The sequence below is a fragment of the Leptothoe sp. PORK10 BA2 genome (genome assembly GCF_034932105.1).
Classification (GTDB): Bacteria; Cyanobacteriota; Cyanobacteriia; order Phormidesmidales; family Phormidesmidaceae; genus Leptothoe.
This window is the reverse complement of record NZ_JAYGIG010000135.1, coordinates 11,773-26,713: the sequence shown is the minus strand read 5'-3', so window position 1 is coordinate 26,713 and position 14,941 is coordinate 11,773. Positions and strand designations below refer to the sequence as shown.

The window sequence follows — 14,941 nt, the reverse complement described above, 5'->3', positions numbered from 1 at the left end:
GTTAGAATGGTCTTCTGATTTTTTAAAATATCCGGCGGTTCTCCATGGCTTTGCCCATCGTTGCAATTATTGGTCGTCCCAATGTGGGTAAGTCTACCCTCGTCAATCGGTTGGCCGGGGGGCGGCAGGCCATTGTTTATGACCAGCCTGGGGTGACTCGCGATCGCACCTACCAACCCGCCTTTTGGCAAGACCGGGACTTCATGGTGGTGGATACGGGGGGGCTTGTATTTGATGACGACACCGAGTTCCTGCCCCTCATCCGGGAACAGGCCATGCTGGCCCTAGCGGAGTCCAAGGCGGCCATTTTTGTAGTAGATGGCCAAGAAGGCCCCAACGAAAGCGATCAGGAAATTGCCTCTTGGTTGCGGCAGCAGTCAGTGCCCGTACTCCTGGCTGTCAACAAATGTGAGTCCGAAGACCAAGGCTTACTCCTGGCCGCTGAGTTTTGGCGACTGGGCCTGGGGGAACCCTATGCCGTCTCAGGCATCCACGGCACTGGCACCGGGGATTTGCTGGATCAGCTGATCACCCACCTCCCCTCCACCGATGAAATCGTCGAGGATGACGAAATCAAAGTGGCCATCGTAGGCCGACCCAACGTCGGTAAATCGAGTTTGCTCAATGCCTTTGTGGGCGAAAATCGAGCCATTGTCAGCGATGTCTCCGGCACCACCCGTGACACCATTGACATGGTAGTGCGTAGGAAAGACACCGTTTATCGCTTAGTAGACACCGCTGGCATTCGCAAAAAGAAGAATGTTAACTACGGCCCCGAATTCTTTAGCATCAACCGGGCCTTTAAGGCGATTCGCCGAGCCGATGTGGTGCTGCTGGTGATTGATGCCCTGGATGGCATGACCGAACAGGATCAAAAGCTGGCGGGTCGCATTGAAGAGGAAGGCCGGGCCTGCATCATTGTGGTGAACAAGTGGGATGCCATCGAAAAAGACAGCCACACCATCTACGAGTACGACAAAAAGCTGGAGGGCAAAGTTCACTTTTTGGAGTGGGCCACCCGGATCTATGTCAGCGCCCTCACCGGACAGCGGGTGCCGAATATTTTAGATGCCGTCGATGAAGCGGTGGTCCAGCACCGTCGTCGGGTCACCACCTCGGTGGTGAATGAAGTGCTCGAAGACTCTGTTCGCTGGCATTCGCCCCCCACCACTCGCCAAGGTAAGCAGGGGCGCATTTACTACGGTACCCAGGTCAGTGTGCGTCCCCCCACGTTCACCCTGTTTGTCAATTCGGGCAAGCTTTTTACCGATAACTATCGCCGCTACATCGAAGGCCAGTTTCGTAAAAACTTGGGCTATAACGGCACCCCCATTCGCATTCTGTGGCGCGGTAAAACCATGCGCGATCTGGATCGGGAAAGTTCAAATCGGGCTACCAAGGTTTAACCGAGCACCCCATGGATCTTCTCCGCTCTTTACCGATAGGTTTATATCTGGAACAGCCGGTAACCTGGCTGCATCGGATTGATGCGCGGGTAAAGCTGGCCTGGCTGCTGAGTTTCTTGCTAACGCCGGTTTTGGCCAATATGGCTTGGCGCATTGGCCTGGTGGCGGTGCTTACCCTCCTGACCCTCTCCGCCCGCATTCCCTGGCGGGTGTGGCGACAGCAGATGGGGGGACTGCTGCTCTTATTTACCCTGGCGTCCCTATTGATTATGGTGATGCCCGATGGCATTGCGGTGGTGACCCAGCCCCGATGGCCCACACCGGATGCGATCGCAGATCTCGAGCTAGAAACCATTGGCACCCTACCCGAAACCGCCTACCAGTACGTTCTAGTGGACCTGCATTGGGTGAAGATTACCCAAAAGTCCTTAAAGCTGGCGGTCAAGGTCGGCACCCTGTTATTTACCCTGATTTACAGCACCAACCTATTTTTATTAACCACCGCCCCCGAAGAAATCACCGCTGCCCTGGAAGAGCTGATGGCGCCGCTAAAGTGGTTTAAGCTACCCGTAACCGAAATTGCCCTCACCCTTACCCTAGCCCTCCGATTTATTCCCCTCGTTCTAGAAGAGGTGCAGAATCTGATTCGTTCCATCCGCACCCGAGCCATTAACTGGCGTAAGCTAGGCTGGCGTCATGCCAGCCAAATTTGGCTGATGGTGGCGGAGCGCCTGCTGGACAACCTCCTGTTACGGGCCCAGCAGATTGCCGGAGCCATGAAGGTGCGAGGCTTTACCAGCCCGGAACGGCATCAGGTGCAGTGGCATCAGCTAACGTTACGCTGGTGGGATTGGCTCTTTCTCGTTGGCCTGGTTTGCTTTTGGTGGGTCCGTATTTCCTATGGCAATCCGGTCTAGGCAGCTCTAATCGTCTCTGCTCGACCGATTATTCCACTCGGCCTAGCCAGCTCCAAGCATCCCTGCTTGACCCTTGTTTCCATCCTTTTTTCTCCGACAATCTTTGACTTGGTGCTTTCGTCCCCACCACCGCTATCGCCACAAATCTCCCCCCAAAGTTGGGTCCCTCGACAATGGCAACGCCTCAACCTTGAGCACCGCAGTGGTGCTGATATCTTTGAAGCGCTATTTTCTGCATCGACCATTGCCACCCTATTAGAAAGCCCAGACCGAGTTGATGGGGCTCCCAGCCAGCTGATTCGCTATTCCCTCTGTGCCGGTGCGCCTCGCCAGATGGCCGATCAGCCCCGGCTATTTACTCCGGCTATTGGCGAGATCTTGCCCACCCTAGCCATCCTGCTTCAGACCAGCAGGGCCCAGGCTCTAGGCATCCAGGATCCAGACTCACAAACTCCAGGCTCAAAGGCCCAACATTCCAACCCCTGGGTCGCCCCCACCTCCCCAGCATCTCCCCCCGATGACTTGCCTTTTTTGGGGGGCTGGTTGGGCTGGCTCGGATTTGATACCGCCTGGGAAATTGAGACCTTACCCTATCTTAAGGACGACTCCCTTCCTTTCCCCGTTGCTTACTGGTACGAGCCAGAACAGTTCGCCATTCTCGACCATCAACAGCAGCACCTGTGGCTAGCGGCATTGTCCCTAGACGATTTGGACACCATGGTGCAATGTCTAAACACCCCTGATCGAGATCTCCCTGCGCTCCAGACGCCTCCCAGCTCCAACGTTTCCCAGGTCGTCACCCTCCATTCAGAACAGAACGCATTTGAAACAGCGGTGCAGCAAGCCAAAGACCATATCCGAGCGGGGGATGTCTTTCAGGTCAATCTTTCCCTCCGCTTTGAAACCCAGACCAGCCAATCCCCATGGCAGCTATACCGCCAGCTGCACCAGATCAATCCATCCCCCTTTGCCAGCTACTGGTGTACCCCCTGGGGCCATGTCATTAGTTGTTCCCCCGAACGGCTAGTGCAATTGTCCGGCCAAACCGCCCAGACCCGTCCCATTGCCGGCACTCGACCCCGGGGCCATACCCCCGCCGCCGATCGACAATTGGCCCAAACCCTCCAATCCAACCGAAAAGAACAGGCAGAACACATCATGCTGGTGGATCTAGAGCGGAATGATCTAGGCCGAGTGTGTACCTGGGGCTCGATTCAGGTGGATGAACTGATGGTGGTCGAACGCTATAGTCATGTGATGCACCTGGTGAGTAATGTCATGGGCACCCTCCGCCCTGACCAAACGGCGATCGATCTGATCCGGGCTACTTTTCCCGGTGGTACGATTACCGGCTGCCCTAAGGTTCGCTGTATGGAAATTATTGAAACCCTAGAGCCTCTGCGCCGTAGTCTGTTCTACGGTTCCTGTGGTTACTTAGATGTCCGGGGCAACCTCGATCTGAATATTTTGATCCGTACCCTGCTGCTGGCCCCCTCAGACCAAGCCTCAGATCCAGGCAGTCAAACCGTTTGGGGACAAGTGGGGGCAGGTATTGTGGCCGATAGTGACCCCCATCAGGAATGGTTGGAATCGCTGCAAAAGGCCCAGGCTCAGCTGCTGGCCCTTGGGGTTTCGATTTGACTAACACTGACTTAACACCATCGAAGTCCTTTTACGACTTGAGTGTATTGACGTGCTATGTACCGATCAGGGCATTCTTAAAGATATTCAGGAGGAACTCTAAAACTTAACCAACATCTCCTAGGATGACCTGAGCTCTTGAGTAATCAGGGTTTGATACCACAGACATTAGCCTAGCAAGCCAAAAGTGGTTTAATTTTGGCATCGTGGTGGGTAATATTTGTGCTTCAGCCATGGTGACGTTGCTGGTCAACACCCGCTCAACCGGCTCACCTATAGTTCACATATAGTATAGTGAGCTACATTTAACAAACTCGAATACTATAGCTCTGCGCCCATCGTTTACGACAGCAGGGCTTCCTAGAAGCCTTAGATAGCAAAAATTATTGTTCTAAATCTATCCCATGCACCCCTTGAATGAGCGCTGAAACTTATCTCAACCACCCAGACTTTGGGCTGTTGTTTCGGATTTGCCTGGTGGATGGCGATAAGGAGCTATTTACCACTCTCTATGCCCAGAGGCTATTTTTTCTGGCAAAAGTTGATCGTGCTGCAGGATTACTCTTCGATCCCATTGGTCGAACAGAAGCTCGCATGATGATTGAGCAAAGGCTCCGAATATTGCGCCAGGCTGGCCATCGAAGTGATTTTGAGAGTTTAAATAAGGTATATAAGCGTACGTTTCAACATCAATGATGAACGCCACTGGGCCTTGCCAAGAGGGTCCAAACTTGCCCGAGAGGCATGGGGCAGGGCCCTGCCAAGAGGATCCAAACCTTACCCAACCGGCTAGTCCTACCCAGGCCAGTCAAACCATCCTTGAACGAGTCCAGACACTGGAACTGCCTGCCCATGTGCGGCTGGTGGCGGTGAGCAAAACATTTCCTGCCGCTGCCATCCGCGCAGCTTATGGAGCAGGACTACGGGACTTTGGCGAAAATAAAATTCAAGAAGCCATTGGGAAACAGTTAGAGCTGGCGGATCTGACGGATATTACCTGGCACTTTATTGGTCATCTGCAAACCAATAAAGCCCGCAAAGCGGTCCAACACTTTGACTGGATTCATTCTGTAGATAGCCTCAAACTAGCTTGCCGACTGGATCAAGCTGCCGTTGACCTGTCCCGTGCGCCCACCTGTTGTCTCCAGGTCAAACTGTTGCCTGATCCCAATAAATATGGCTGGACTGAGGCAGAACTCTGGTCGGCATTGCCCAGCTTGGCCCAGCTATCCCATCTCAAGGTGGAGGGGATCATGGCGATTCCTCCCTATGGATTGTTGCCGACTGAAACCCAATCATTTTTTGAGCGAGCCTATGGGTTAGGTCAGGCGATGGCAAATCATCAGGAAACTCCATTACCAATTCGTTACTTTTCCATGGGAATGTCCCAGGACTTTCCACTTGCGATCGCAGCAGGAGCCAATATCATTCGATTAGGAACTACCCTGTTCGGCTCCCGTCATTGAGGGTTTTGGCCATTCGGATAGGTCCTATAGTCAAAAAAGATCAAGATATTTAGACCTATTTTTGAAATTGGTGATTATTTTTGATCGATTCGTGTATACTGTGGCTCAAAGTTATACCCTGACGGTTGCATAAGGGTATTTTCAAATGTCGACTTAAAAGGTTTAATTCTTTTGGTTGGCTTACACTTGCAAACGCACTCATAACGTATGATGTTTGCCATTCCATTACCATTTGAACGGAAAAGGTCTAAAGTTATTCCTGGTCTTTGGTAATGGGGTTAGAACTATCAAGAATCTCCTATCGGGGATACTGATCTTTCCAGCCATTAATGGTTCCCTTTATTCTCAGCCCCCTTCTCAATTCCTTTTAAGCCAGGTCTTGAGAATGTTCCCAGCCCAGTTAGTACTAGCCATGACGGAGTTTCAACCGTGAGCACCATTTTTACTAAATTACGTGACTTTGTCGGCCTAAATGATCCTGCCGACTATGAGTATGAATATGACGAAATGGATGGTGAGGAGTATCAGAATCTCTACGAGCAAGAGAACCCAATTCCTCAACCTCAGCCCCGTCCTGTTACTGGGATTGCGCCAGAAGCTCCCGTTGAAGCCCGTGCGCCCCGTCGCCGTGTCCGTGACCGAGGAATGTCCACCACCGATACTGGAATGATGTCCATGAATAATTCGATGAGTAGTGTTAACAGCATGAGCAATGTGATTGGTATGCCCGGTGCGATTAATGGCGTGTCTGAAGTAATTGTGATGGAGCCCCGCTCCTTTGAGGAAATGCCCCAGGTCATCCAAGCCCTCCGGGAACGTAAGTCTGTGGTCCTCAACCTAACGATCATGGACCCAGACCAAGCCCAGCGTGCCGTTGACTTTGTTGCTGGTGGCACCTACGCCATGGATGGTCACCAAGAGCGCATTGGCGAAAGCATCTTCCTCTTCACTCCCAATTGCGTGCAGGTCAGCATGCCCATGGATAATGAAGACAACTTCCCCATGGAAGAGCCCGCTATGCCTTCCGCTGCACCCACTCCCGCTTGGGCAACTGAGCAAGTAGCTCGCATGGCCTAGGGATGCACCGGCACAGTTAGCCTAGGGTGATCGCTATTAGTCTGTCAGTGTTGAGCTTAAGACAGTTGAGCGTAAGACAGTACTTGTTCCCTTCAAATTTCTAGCGTCACCCTAGCTGCCGTTGCGACTACACTTTATCGTTCAACTTATCGTGCAACGGTTATGGCCCCATTTCACGGTATTCTTAAGGAGCTATAAGCTCATTGGGAGGCCTTAGGTCGTTGCCTGCTAAAATCGGCATTATCGGTGGTGGAGTAATGGGGGAAGCCCTATTATCCTGCTTGCTGTCTAAGGGAATGTATGCGCCAGGCTCTATTCTGGTGGCGGATTTATCCCATGAGCGGCGACAGTTGCTGACCGAGCAGTATGGTATTCGCACAACCCATAGCAATAGCGAGGCGGTAATCCATGGTGATACCGTCATTTTATCGACTAAGCCCCAAGTCTTTGACACGGTTATCAAGGACTTTGAGGATATCAGAATTGGCGATCCTCCCCTACTGATTTCTATTTTGGCTGGTGTGACCTTGTCTCGCCTGGAAAATGCCCTTCCTGGGTGGCCAGTGATTCGGGCCATGCCCAATACGCCCGCCACTGTTGGCTGCGGTATAACGGCGGTGACCATTGGTAATCGGGCCATGGCGGAGCATATGGAGCTGGCCTGTGCGATTTTTCGGGCTGTTGGGGATGTGGTAGAAGTGGCCGAGCCCCTACTGGACGGTGTGACGGGTCTATCGGGGTCTGGTCCCGCCTATGTAGCCATTGTGATCGAAGCCTTGGCCGATGGTGGTGTGGCCGCTGGCTTATCGCGGACAACCGCCAATAAGCTCGCCCTACAGACGGTGCTCGGTACCGCTCAGCTGTTGCAAAAGACAGGGATGCATCCGGCGGTGCTGAAGGATCGGGTGACAAGTCCTGGGGGTACCACTATTTCTGGCATTGCCTGTTTAGAAGAACTAGGTCTGCGCTCGGCTTTAATTGAGGCCGTCAGAGCCGCCAGCAACCGTTCACGGGAATTGGGTAACCCGGAAGTCTAATCCATCGGATTTTTTTGGACAGCTATCAGGAATAACCCTCTCGCCTCAATGTCTGAACTAGCTGTCTTGCCTAACTGTTGCCCAATTTAGGTTCTGTCCCCGCCAACAGTCGGGAGATATTGCTGCGGTGGCGAATGATGACGTAGAGACCGCCCAACAGCACCAGCAATATATACGGTAACGGCTGATGGGTGAAAAACATTAGGGCCGGAGCCACCATGGCAGCAGAAATGGAACCGAGGGAGACCGTTCGGGAGAGGCCAAACACCAAGCCAAAGACAGCCGCTGTGCCCAGCCCCACGGGCCAAGCTAAGGCTAGGATTACCCCTAGTCCGGTGGCGGCTGATTTACCGCCCGTGAAGTTGAGCCATATGGAACGGCTATGGCCCAAAAGGGCTAGTAATCCGGCCAAGGTTTGGACCCAGGTGGAGAGTCCCAGGCCGCCATCGTCAAGCTGATTCATGACCAACCGCGCCACTAAAACGGCGGTCAGTCCCTTGAGTAGGTCAATGGCCAGCACCGTAATGCCAGCTTGTTTTCCCACCACCCGAAATACATTGGTGGCTCCTGTGTTGCCCGAGCCATGGTCGCGAATATCAATCCCTTGGAGTAGCTTTGCGATCGCAAACCCTGTGGGTAACGATCCCAGCAAATAAGCCAGTATCAGCAAACCACCTGAAATCCACCAAATCATGAGGTCATCAATCCTTCAAAACCAGGGCTGATTTTAGTTTAGGGGTATATGGGTCGCTTTGGAAAACCCAGCTTTTAGCACCTCAGCTTTGGTAATAATAATCATCCTGGGCCGGATTGGCCAGATCGGGGGCAAACACCAACCACAGGGGAAACCGCAATGCGGCTAAGGGCAAATTGTTCTCAGATTCGTCAATGATCAGCATCGGCAAATAGCCATTCTCCATCAACCGCTCGGCCCGTTGCACCATGGACTCCGGCGACTCAAACAGCATCAGGCCCCGGTTGGTGCCAAAGTCGGCCCGGGAGATGCCCAAACAGTCCTGGAGCCAGCGCCGCCATTCCCCTAAGCGTTCGGGGGTATTGGCCAGCACCATGTTGCACAGGCGGTCGCCATAGATGGCATAAAGGGCCGATATGGCCCCCGAGGCCACCACCACATTCTGTAAACGGCTGCCCAAGCTGGTGACCGCGCCACGGCCCCCTTGGGTAAAAAACCAATTGGACACCCGGTCGGCATGGACCGTTTCAAAGGTGCGACGCATCTGCCAAGGCGGACCGTAATAATCGGGTCGGGTACGGTACTGGTCGATCAGGCTGCGCACCCGCTCTCGCTGTTCTTCAAACCGTTGGATAGAAAACGCTGTGGTCGATAGATTGCCCGGTGGCTCCTCTTGGAAAGTCGCCCCCCCAGGCTGGCCAGGACGACCCCCAGATGGGCGGCCCGGCTCAGGGGATGGAGGAACTGCCGGGGGAGCCAGGTCTAATTGCTCAGCCGATGTGGCCAGGTCCTGTAAACTGCCCACCAGATAGTCTTTGAAGCCCTGTAGCCGCATCGCCAAATCCTGGGAGGTCCCAGCAAAGGTGGTGCGCATTTCGGCTTGGATGCGATCGCGACGGCGTTCCAGCTGTTCAATTTCCTGCTGTAGTTCCCGGCGGCGGCGTTCTAGATCCTGTAAACCCGCCTGGACCAAGCGAGCCACATTGTCATCCACCGTCTGGCTAGAGGATCTTAAAGGGGGTAACGGAATATCGTTAGTGGGCTTGGACGCTGGATCAGAAAACTCTTCAGGCACCATAGGATTTTAGAATTTGGACTGAATCACGCATGGATTAGGGCTAAGGCTCCCTGGGGGTGACCATTGTTATTTTGTGGGCTCCACTATTTTGCGGTACCCACGGTTGCACAATGCTGGTTTAGCTGGTGACGTAGCTCCGTTGGACTAAACAACATGGGCAGAAAGTGGATGCTCTTAACTTCGCGAAAGTAAAACAAAATGGGGACCGGTTGCCAAAAAAACGTCCAAATCTGCCACTCTTCATAGGGAAATTGGCGCAGAATGGTCGTGCCTCGGCATACTTGCAGTTCAGTCTCGGTAAAGGTTAGGCGGATCAGTGTGGTCTGCACCCCTAAAAATAAACCCAGCAGGGTAATGAGCAATCCACCCCAAAGGGATATAGACCCGAGACAGAGTCCCATGAAGGGCACATAGGGACAGGGGCGCTGGATGAAAAAGGATTGAGCCGCTACCAAGCAGAGGCCGACAACGAGCACCGACAGTGACAAACGATAGTCCGGAGATAATGTCGTCGTCGCCGATGGAGCTGGGGATAACGTTTCCATGGGAGAGGTGGGGTGAGACAGGGACACTGACCGGAGACTAAACCTGGGGCGAGCCTAGAACCAGCGGTTTGGCCTAGGGAAAGGATGGGTTTTACGTTGGATGTGGTTTAGACCCTTAAACTACTCTACCGACAAGTGACGAATGGTGGGCCCTGCTCAACCTGAAGGTCTACGGATAGCGGGCCGGGCCCACCTTATAGGTCGGCGCGGATAGTAAAGGAATAATCTCCTCCGGGTTCTAGCTGATAGTCAAACCGTTCTAGAAAACGGCCCAGGGGTTCTTGAATTAAGGCCCGTCCAAGGGATGGCTCTACCGTCAGGAGTCCCCCCCGAAACTTCCACTGAAACTCCCACACAAACTCATTGGCATTGACTTCGCCTTCGAGTTTGCCCTGTTGCCAGGAATGGTACGTGATGCGCACGTGGGCAGTGGTTTCGGGTAAACGTTGAGCAGTCACAGGTTTAATCAGGAAAAAAATGCCTTTAGAGTAAGATAGCCAGCTCTTCGCCCGAGAGCTACCCTATACCTCAGAAAAATTAGGGGGAACTCAGATCAGCGCACTGTTCAAGAAAGAGCTAAAGACGGTAGCCTAAAGGATATTAATATAGGTCGGATGCTGAACGTGCCCCCGGTTTCTAAAAACGTTCCCCCCCAACATAGCCCTCCTGAAAAGACTGGCAAAAAGGTTGGCATCATATACAACGATGTCAAACCGGTCGCTTGTCAAGTCAGCCAGGAACTCATCATTAAGCTTGAGACATACGGTTGCCAGGTAGAGACGGCAACGGGCTTAGGGGGGCTGCTGGGCTATGCCAGTGCGGAGAAACCGCCCACATTAACCCCCATTGAAGCCTTGGTCCCGGAGGCCTTTGATGGTGCCATGGATTTTGCCATTGTGCTGGGGGGTGATGGCACGGTGCTATCGGCCTTTCGCCAGGTGGCTCCTCAGGGTATTCCCCTGTTGGCGGTGAATACGGGACACATGGGCTTTTTGACAGAGGCTTATCTCAATCAGCTTCCCTATGCCCTAGAGCAGGTCCTGGCCGGAAACTATCAAATTGAAGAGCGGACGATGGTCGCCGTAAGCCTAGTGCGCAGCGGCCAGACCATGTGGGAGGCCCTGTGCCTAAATGAGATGGTGCTGCACCGGGAGCCCCTCACCAGCATGTGCCATTTTGAGGTGACGATTGGTCGCCATTCTCCGGTGGACATTGCGGCGGACGGCATTATCCTGTCCACCCCCACGGGCTCGACGGCCTATTCTCTTTCGGCGGGGGGGCCGGTGATTACCCCAGGGGTAAAGGTATTACAGCTGATTCCCATTTGCCCCCATTCCTTAGCCGCCAGGGGGCTGGTGTTTCCCAGTGCGGAGCCGGTCAGTGTTTCATCGGCCAACCCGGACCCGCTGGTGATGGTGGTGGATGGCAATGCGGGTTGCTACGTCGCCCCTGGGGATCGGGTGTGTTTACGGGAAGCGAAGTTTCCGGCCAAGTTTATTCGCCTCAAGGACCCAGAGTTTTTTAAGGTGTTGCGGGAAAAATTGGGCTGGGGACTGCCCCACATTGCTAAGCCTACATCGGTGGAGCTACCGTAGGGGCGGTCACAGGACATCATACGCTACAGATCAGGTACCGTCTGTAAGCACAGATCTAGATAGCAATCAGGCTCATGACAAAATCCTTGGTGGACGGCATAGGCCAACTATTTATCTTGGCCTATAAAGAGGACACTACTCAGCTGGCGTCCTTCTTCAAACAGGTTGGTTGCGACGTCGAAGTTCTGCGTCAGGTCCATCGACCAGAATACAAAACCTATTCCCCTAGCTATCTGTGTTTACTGAATCATCGCCAGGCTTGGGAGCGGGCGCTGTTGTCGGAGCAGCCCACGCTGATTGTCGAAGCGGACTTTGTGCCCGTCTCCAACTTTGCCCAGCTGCCCCCACCCTACGATCCGCTGGATCAGCAGCTGGGGATTGCTTGGCTCTATACCTGCGCTGCGCAGATTTACCACATCACAGACCAGGGCTACGCCGAAGGGTATTCGACATCCATGGTGGCCTACGTGGTCACCAAGCAGAGCGCCTGGCAGCTGATCGAACTGGCTGAGGGTGTCAAAGCCGATCCGGGGCCAGAAACCTATACTCCATGGGATTCAGGTATTGAGTATTATCTGCGCGATCGCAACTTTCACAACTATGTCCCCTGGCGCAACTACGGTGAACACGGCGGTATTCCCAATCCAGAACATCGGCAAAACAACCTTAGCACCACCCACCGGGCCGATGTCCTCCATGGCCCCCTTGCGTTTAAACCGTCCTATCAAGCGGTGTTCAAAGAACGAGCTTATGGGCGAGTCAAAGGCTTAGGACGATTGTTTCTCAATAAATACTTACGGGCAGCGGTCCTCCAAGGATCGGTGCACCCAGGCCGGCTGCTTTGGTTTGCTCTGGGCAGACAGTTAACCTGGAGACTTTAGGCCAGGGACTTTAGGCCAAGGACTTTAGGCCCAAGGCATTGGACCAGAGACCTTAGGCTGCCGCGTCGCGGTTGGTGAACTTCTTCACAATTAGCTGAATACCCAATAAAAATAGGCCCACAGCGGCGATGCCAAAGACACCAGCCCCCAGGGCCACGATGCCCACAACCAGGGTGCGCACTGCCACTGAAATATTCAACACAATGGCTTTATCCGACACCACGGGCTTGGCCGCAAAGGTGGTGGCAATAGCAACCATCATGCGATAGCACAGGATGCCCAGGGTGCCTGCCAAGAAGGCTCCGCTAAAGCAGCTGAGGGGAGTCACCTGTTTTTTCTGGATCGCCTTGGCGGTATCGTCACTTGTCGATTCACTTAGCTGTTCAGCCATCGCCCCTGCCCCAATCCGTATTTTTATAAGGTTTAGTGTAGCGGTTTGATTGCGGGTTCATGTCCCCCACCCGCTGGCAGTTCCTCTGGACTGACTGGGGGAAAGGGTAGAATACCAATCGATTCAATACTTCCATTTTTATGCCTCGACCTCGCAAACGGTTTGGTCAGCACTGGCTGCGCGATCCGCAAATTTTGAACCAGATTTTGGCGGCTGCGGAGCTTTCCATGACTGACCGGGTGTTAGAAATTGGTCCAGGCCAAGGGGTGCTGACTAAGGGCATTGTGCCGTTTACCCAGGCTGTTGTCGCCGTCGAAGTAGACCGGGATCTGGTGCAGCAGCTGCGCCAACAGTTCCAAGCATCGGAACGCTTACATCTCATTGAAGGGGACTTCTTAGAGGTGAATCTGACCGAGGTCCTGGGGGACTATCCCCATTTTCAACCCCTCAATAAGGTAGTGGCCAACATTCCCTACTACATTACGGGGCCAATTTTGGAAAAGCTACTGGGTCGAATTCGCCAGCCCAATCCCCAACCCTATGAGTCCATTGTGCTGATGGTGCAACGGGAAATAGCGGATCGGCTCTGTGCCGACCCCGGCACCAAAGCCTTTAATGGTTTGTCCGTGCAGGTGCAGTATTTGGCCGAGTGCGAGCTAATTTGTCCCGTGCCCGCTTCGGCATTTAAGCCTGCCCCCAAGGTCGAGTCGGCGGTGGTGCGGCTGCGACCTCGCCCCTTCCCCCAATCAGCAACCCAGCCTAAACTGCTGGAAACCTTGGTCAAACAAGGGTTTTCCCAAAAGCGAAAGATGCTGCGCAATAATTTAAAAAGCTTGCTGGAACGGGATCAGGTGACAGCGGCCCTGGAATCCATGGCCCTTAACCCCCAGGCCCGCCCAGAGCAGCTCAGTGTGGAAAACTGGATTGCCTTGAGCAATTATGTGGCGGAGTTGGCACCGACCGCCTCCCCCGAAACGGCCTCTCCCGACATGACGTCTCCGGACATGGAATAAGAAGCTGGGGGCTGATCCCCCTGTCACTGGTTTCTATGGAATGAATTCTGGATCGCTGATTATGTTTCAGGGGTGACAGGTAATGGGATAGTAAATAGCGCTGGGTCAAATGATTGGCCGGGTAAATATTGGATTGAGTGTGCCGGGACCTATGACAAGTTACACGCTGCTATCGGCGGCCAAAATTAACCTTTACCTAGAAATTATTGGCTCTCGGCCCGATGGATTTCATGAAATGGCCATGGTGATGCAGAGTGTGGATCTGTGCGATCGCATCACCCTCACCAAAACCTCCATGCCAGTCCGTCGCCTCAATTGCGACCATCCCCAGGTGCCCACCGATAGTTCGAACTTAGCCCTCAAAGCTGTTGACCTCCTCACCAACAAGTTTCCAGAACTCGCCAATCGCGGTGTAGAAATCACCATCGAAAAAAATATTCCCGTCGGTGCTGGACTGGCTGGTGGTTCCGGCAACGCCGCCGCCACCCTCATCGGCCTCAACTTGCTATGGCAGCTCGGCCTCACCCAAATTGAGCTAGAAGAACTCTCCGCCCAGCTAGGCTCAGACATTCCCTTTTGCATTCGTGGCGGCACCGCCATTGCCACAGGGCGGGGCGAAGTATTAGATCCCATTCCCAGCCTGACAGACCTATACGTGGTCCTAGCCAAATACGAAAGTATTTCCGTCTCCACCCCCTGGGCCTACAAAACCTATCGGGCCGAATTTAACCACCGCTATACTGATATTTCCAATAGCGCCACCCTGGAAGAACGTCAAAAGCGCGTCCATGCGGGTCCCATGGTCACCGCCATTCACCACAAAGACAATGTGGCCATTGGTTCCCACCTCTACAATGATCTAGAGCGCGTGGTGTTACCCGCCCACGAAAAAGTTATGCAGTTGCGCCATAGCATGGCTAGCTACGGTGGGCTCGGCACCATGATGTCCGGCTCTGGCCCCACGGTCTTTACCCTCGCCGCAACCCAGCAAGCCGCTGATGATATTATGACCAAAGTACGGACGGGCTTGCCTACGGCAGATTTAAAGCTATGGTCAACCCGCTGTACGGCCACCGGCATCCGTTTAGAGTCCTAGAATAGAGGCATTCAGCTCCCCTACAACCTCAATCAGTTAGGGGATCAGTTAGGGAAATACTGGCAGCATTCAGGTTGCTGGAAGCACCTCTTTTGTTCTTATCC

Annotated in this window: 16 protein-coding genes; 11 read left to right on the top strand and 5 right to left on the bottom strand. The window is 53.7% G+C overall.

The features are described from left to right. The first annotated feature begins 44 nt into the window (after window positions 1–44). The 7 genes from der (at window position 45) to proC (ending at window position 7,544) form a co-directional block, all read left to right on the top strand. A complete protein-coding gene (gene der / locus VB741_RS21860; RefSeq protein ID WP_442786424.1) occupies window positions 45–1,406 on the top strand; it encodes a ribosome biogenesis GTPase Der in 1,362 nt (453 codons plus the stop codon). An 11-nt stretch (window positions 1,407–1,417) separates the two neighbouring features. After that, window positions 1,418–2,323, top strand: a complete 906-nt coding sequence (locus VB741_RS21855; RefSeq protein ID WP_323367333.1) for an energy-coupling factor transporter transmembrane component T family protein — start codon at window positions 1,418–1,420, stop codon at window positions 2,321–2,323. Between the two features lie 66 nt (window positions 2,324–2,389). Further along, the gene (locus tag VB741_RS21850; RefSeq protein ID WP_323367332.1) at window positions 2,390–3,964 is read left to right on the top strand and encodes an anthranilate synthase component I; all 1,575 of its coding nucleotides are present in this window, start codon (window positions 2,390–2,392) and stop codon (window positions 3,962–3,964) included. Between the two features lie 417 nt (window positions 3,965–4,381). Next, window positions 4,382–4,660, top strand: coding sequence for a transcriptional coactivator PipX (gene pipX, locus VB741_RS21845; RefSeq protein ID WP_323367331.1), 279 nt, complete (start codon window positions 4,382–4,384; stop codon window positions 4,658–4,660). Beyond that, window positions 4,657–5,430 carry a YggS family pyridoxal phosphate-dependent enzyme gene (locus VB741_RS21840; RefSeq protein ID WP_323367330.1) on the top strand — a complete coding sequence of 258 codons (774 nt, stop codon included), beginning with the start codon at window positions 4,657–4,659 and terminating at the stop codon, window positions 5,428–5,430. The genes pipX and VB741_RS21840 overlap by 4 nt, the downstream gene beginning before the upstream one ends. A gap of 429 nt (window positions 5,431–5,859) precedes the next feature. After that, window positions 5,860–6,507: a cell division protein SepF gene (locus VB741_RS21835; RefSeq protein WP_323367329.1), complete on the top strand. Its 648-nt coding sequence runs from the start codon at window positions 5,860–5,862 to the stop codon at window positions 6,505–6,507. A gap of 221 nt (window positions 6,508–6,728) precedes the next feature. Further along, window positions 6,729–7,544: a pyrroline-5-carboxylate reductase gene (gene proC, locus VB741_RS21830; RefSeq protein WP_323367328.1), complete on the top strand. Its 816-nt coding sequence runs from the start codon at window positions 6,729–6,731 to the stop codon at window positions 7,542–7,544. 70 nt (window positions 7,545–7,614) lie between these two features. On the opposite strand, the gene plsY is transcribed toward proC, so the two are convergent. The 4 genes from plsY to VB741_RS21810 all read right to left on the bottom strand — a co-directional run bounded on the left by plsY (window position 7,615) and on the right by VB741_RS21810 (window position 10,319). Continuing rightward, complete coding sequence (plsY, locus tag VB741_RS21825; protein WP_323367327.1) at window positions 7,615–8,238, bottom strand: glycerol-3-phosphate 1-O-acyltransferase PlsY; 624 nt, start codon at window positions 8,236–8,238, stop codon at window positions 7,615–7,617. Between the two features lie 82 nt (window positions 8,239–8,320). Then, window positions 8,321–9,316, bottom strand: coding sequence for a DUF3086 domain-containing protein (locus tag VB741_RS21820; RefSeq protein ID WP_323367326.1), 996 nt, complete (start codon window positions 9,314–9,316; stop codon window positions 8,321–8,323). An 83-nt stretch (window positions 9,317–9,399) separates the two neighbouring features. Continuing rightward, complete coding sequence (locus VB741_RS21815; RefSeq protein WP_323367325.1) at window positions 9,400–9,861, bottom strand: DUF3119 family protein; 462 nt, start codon at window positions 9,859–9,861, stop codon at window positions 9,400–9,402. A 194-nt stretch (window positions 9,862–10,055) separates the two neighbouring features. Then, window positions 10,056–10,319, bottom strand: a complete 264-nt coding sequence (locus VB741_RS21810) for a DUF3146 family protein (RefSeq protein WP_323367324.1) — start codon at window positions 10,317–10,319, stop codon at window positions 10,056–10,058. 156 nt (window positions 10,320–10,475) lie between these two features. Between VB741_RS21810 and VB741_RS21805 the strand changes: the two genes are divergently transcribed. Beyond that, window positions 10,476–11,456, top strand: a complete 981-nt coding sequence (locus tag VB741_RS21805; protein ID WP_323367323.1) for an NAD(+) kinase — start codon at window positions 10,476–10,478, stop codon at window positions 11,454–11,456. 74 nt (window positions 11,457–11,530) lie between these two features. Then, window positions 11,531–12,337, top strand: a complete 807-nt coding sequence (locus VB741_RS21800; protein WP_323367322.1) for an LPS biosynthesis glycosyltransferase — start codon at window positions 11,531–11,533, stop codon at window positions 12,335–12,337. Between the two features lie 52 nt (window positions 12,338–12,389). On the opposite strand, the gene VB741_RS21795 is transcribed toward VB741_RS21800, so the two are convergent. Continuing rightward, window positions 12,390–12,728, bottom strand: a complete 339-nt coding sequence (locus tag VB741_RS21795) for a DUF3082 domain-containing protein (RefSeq protein ID WP_323367321.1) — start codon at window positions 12,726–12,728, stop codon at window positions 12,390–12,392. Between the two features lie 140 nt (window positions 12,729–12,868). Here VB741_RS21795 and rsmA point away from each other — a divergent pair, with 140 nt between their 5' ends. Then, window positions 12,869–13,741 carry a 16S rRNA (adenine(1518)-N(6)/adenine(1519)-N(6))-dimethyltransferase RsmA gene (rsmA, locus tag VB741_RS21790; protein ID WP_323367320.1) on the top strand — a complete coding sequence of 291 codons (873 nt, stop codon included), beginning with the start codon at window positions 12,869–12,871 and terminating at the stop codon, window positions 13,739–13,741. Window positions 13,742–13,892: 151 nt separating this feature from the next. After that, a complete protein-coding gene (gene ispE / locus VB741_RS21785) occupies window positions 13,893–14,837 on the top strand; it encodes a 4-(cytidine 5'-diphospho)-2-C-methyl-D-erythritol kinase (protein ID WP_323367319.1) in 945 nt (314 codons plus the stop codon). The last annotated feature ends 104 nt before the right edge of the window (window positions 14,838–14,941 follow it).

What these genes read in the sequence shown, in the direction of transcription:
- pipX (WP_323367331.1), top strand. Translation starts at nt 4,382, where the DNA reads ATGAGCGCTGAAACTTATCTCAACCACCCAGACTTTGGGCTGTTGTTT.
- VB741_RS21800 (WP_323367322.1), top strand. Translation starts at nt 11,531, where the DNA reads ATGACAAAATCCTTGGTGGACGGCATAGGCCAACTATTTATCTTGGCC.
- VB741_RS21820 (WP_323367326.1), bottom strand. Translation starts at nt 9,316, where the DNA reads ATGGTGCCTGAAGAGTTTTCTGATCCAGCGTCCAAGCCCACTAACGAT.
- VB741_RS21805 (WP_323367323.1), top strand. Translation starts at nt 10,476, where the DNA reads ATGCTGAACGTGCCCCCGGTTTCTAAAAACGTTCCCCCCCAACATAGC.
- ispE (WP_323367319.1), top strand. Translation starts at nt 13,893, where the DNA reads ATGACAAGTTACACGCTGCTATCGGCGGCCAAAATTAACCTTTACCTA.
- rsmA (WP_323367320.1), top strand. Translation starts at nt 12,869, where the DNA reads ATGCCTCGACCTCGCAAACGGTTTGGTCAGCACTGGCTGCGCGATCCG.
- VB741_RS21815 (WP_323367325.1), bottom strand. Translation starts at nt 9,861, where the DNA reads ATGGAAACGTTATCCCCAGCTCCATCGGCGACGACGACATTATCTCCG.
- VB741_RS21840 (WP_323367330.1), top strand. Translation starts at nt 4,657, where the DNA reads ATGATGAACGCCACTGGGCCTTGCCAAGAGGGTCCAAACTTGCCCGAG.
- VB741_RS21855 (WP_323367333.1), top strand. Translation starts at nt 1,418, where the DNA reads ATGGATCTTCTCCGCTCTTTACCGATAGGTTTATATCTGGAACAGCCG.
- der (WP_442786424.1), top strand. Translation starts at nt 45, where the DNA reads ATGGCTTTGCCCATCGTTGCAATTATTGGTCGTCCCAATGTGGGTAAG.
- VB741_RS21795 (WP_323367321.1), bottom strand. Translation starts at nt 12,728, where the DNA reads ATGGCTGAACAGCTAAGTGAATCGACAAGTGACGATACCGCCAAGGCG.
- plsY (WP_323367327.1), bottom strand. Translation starts at nt 8,238, where the DNA reads ATGATTTGGTGGATTTCAGGTGGTTTGCTGATACTGGCTTATTTGCTG.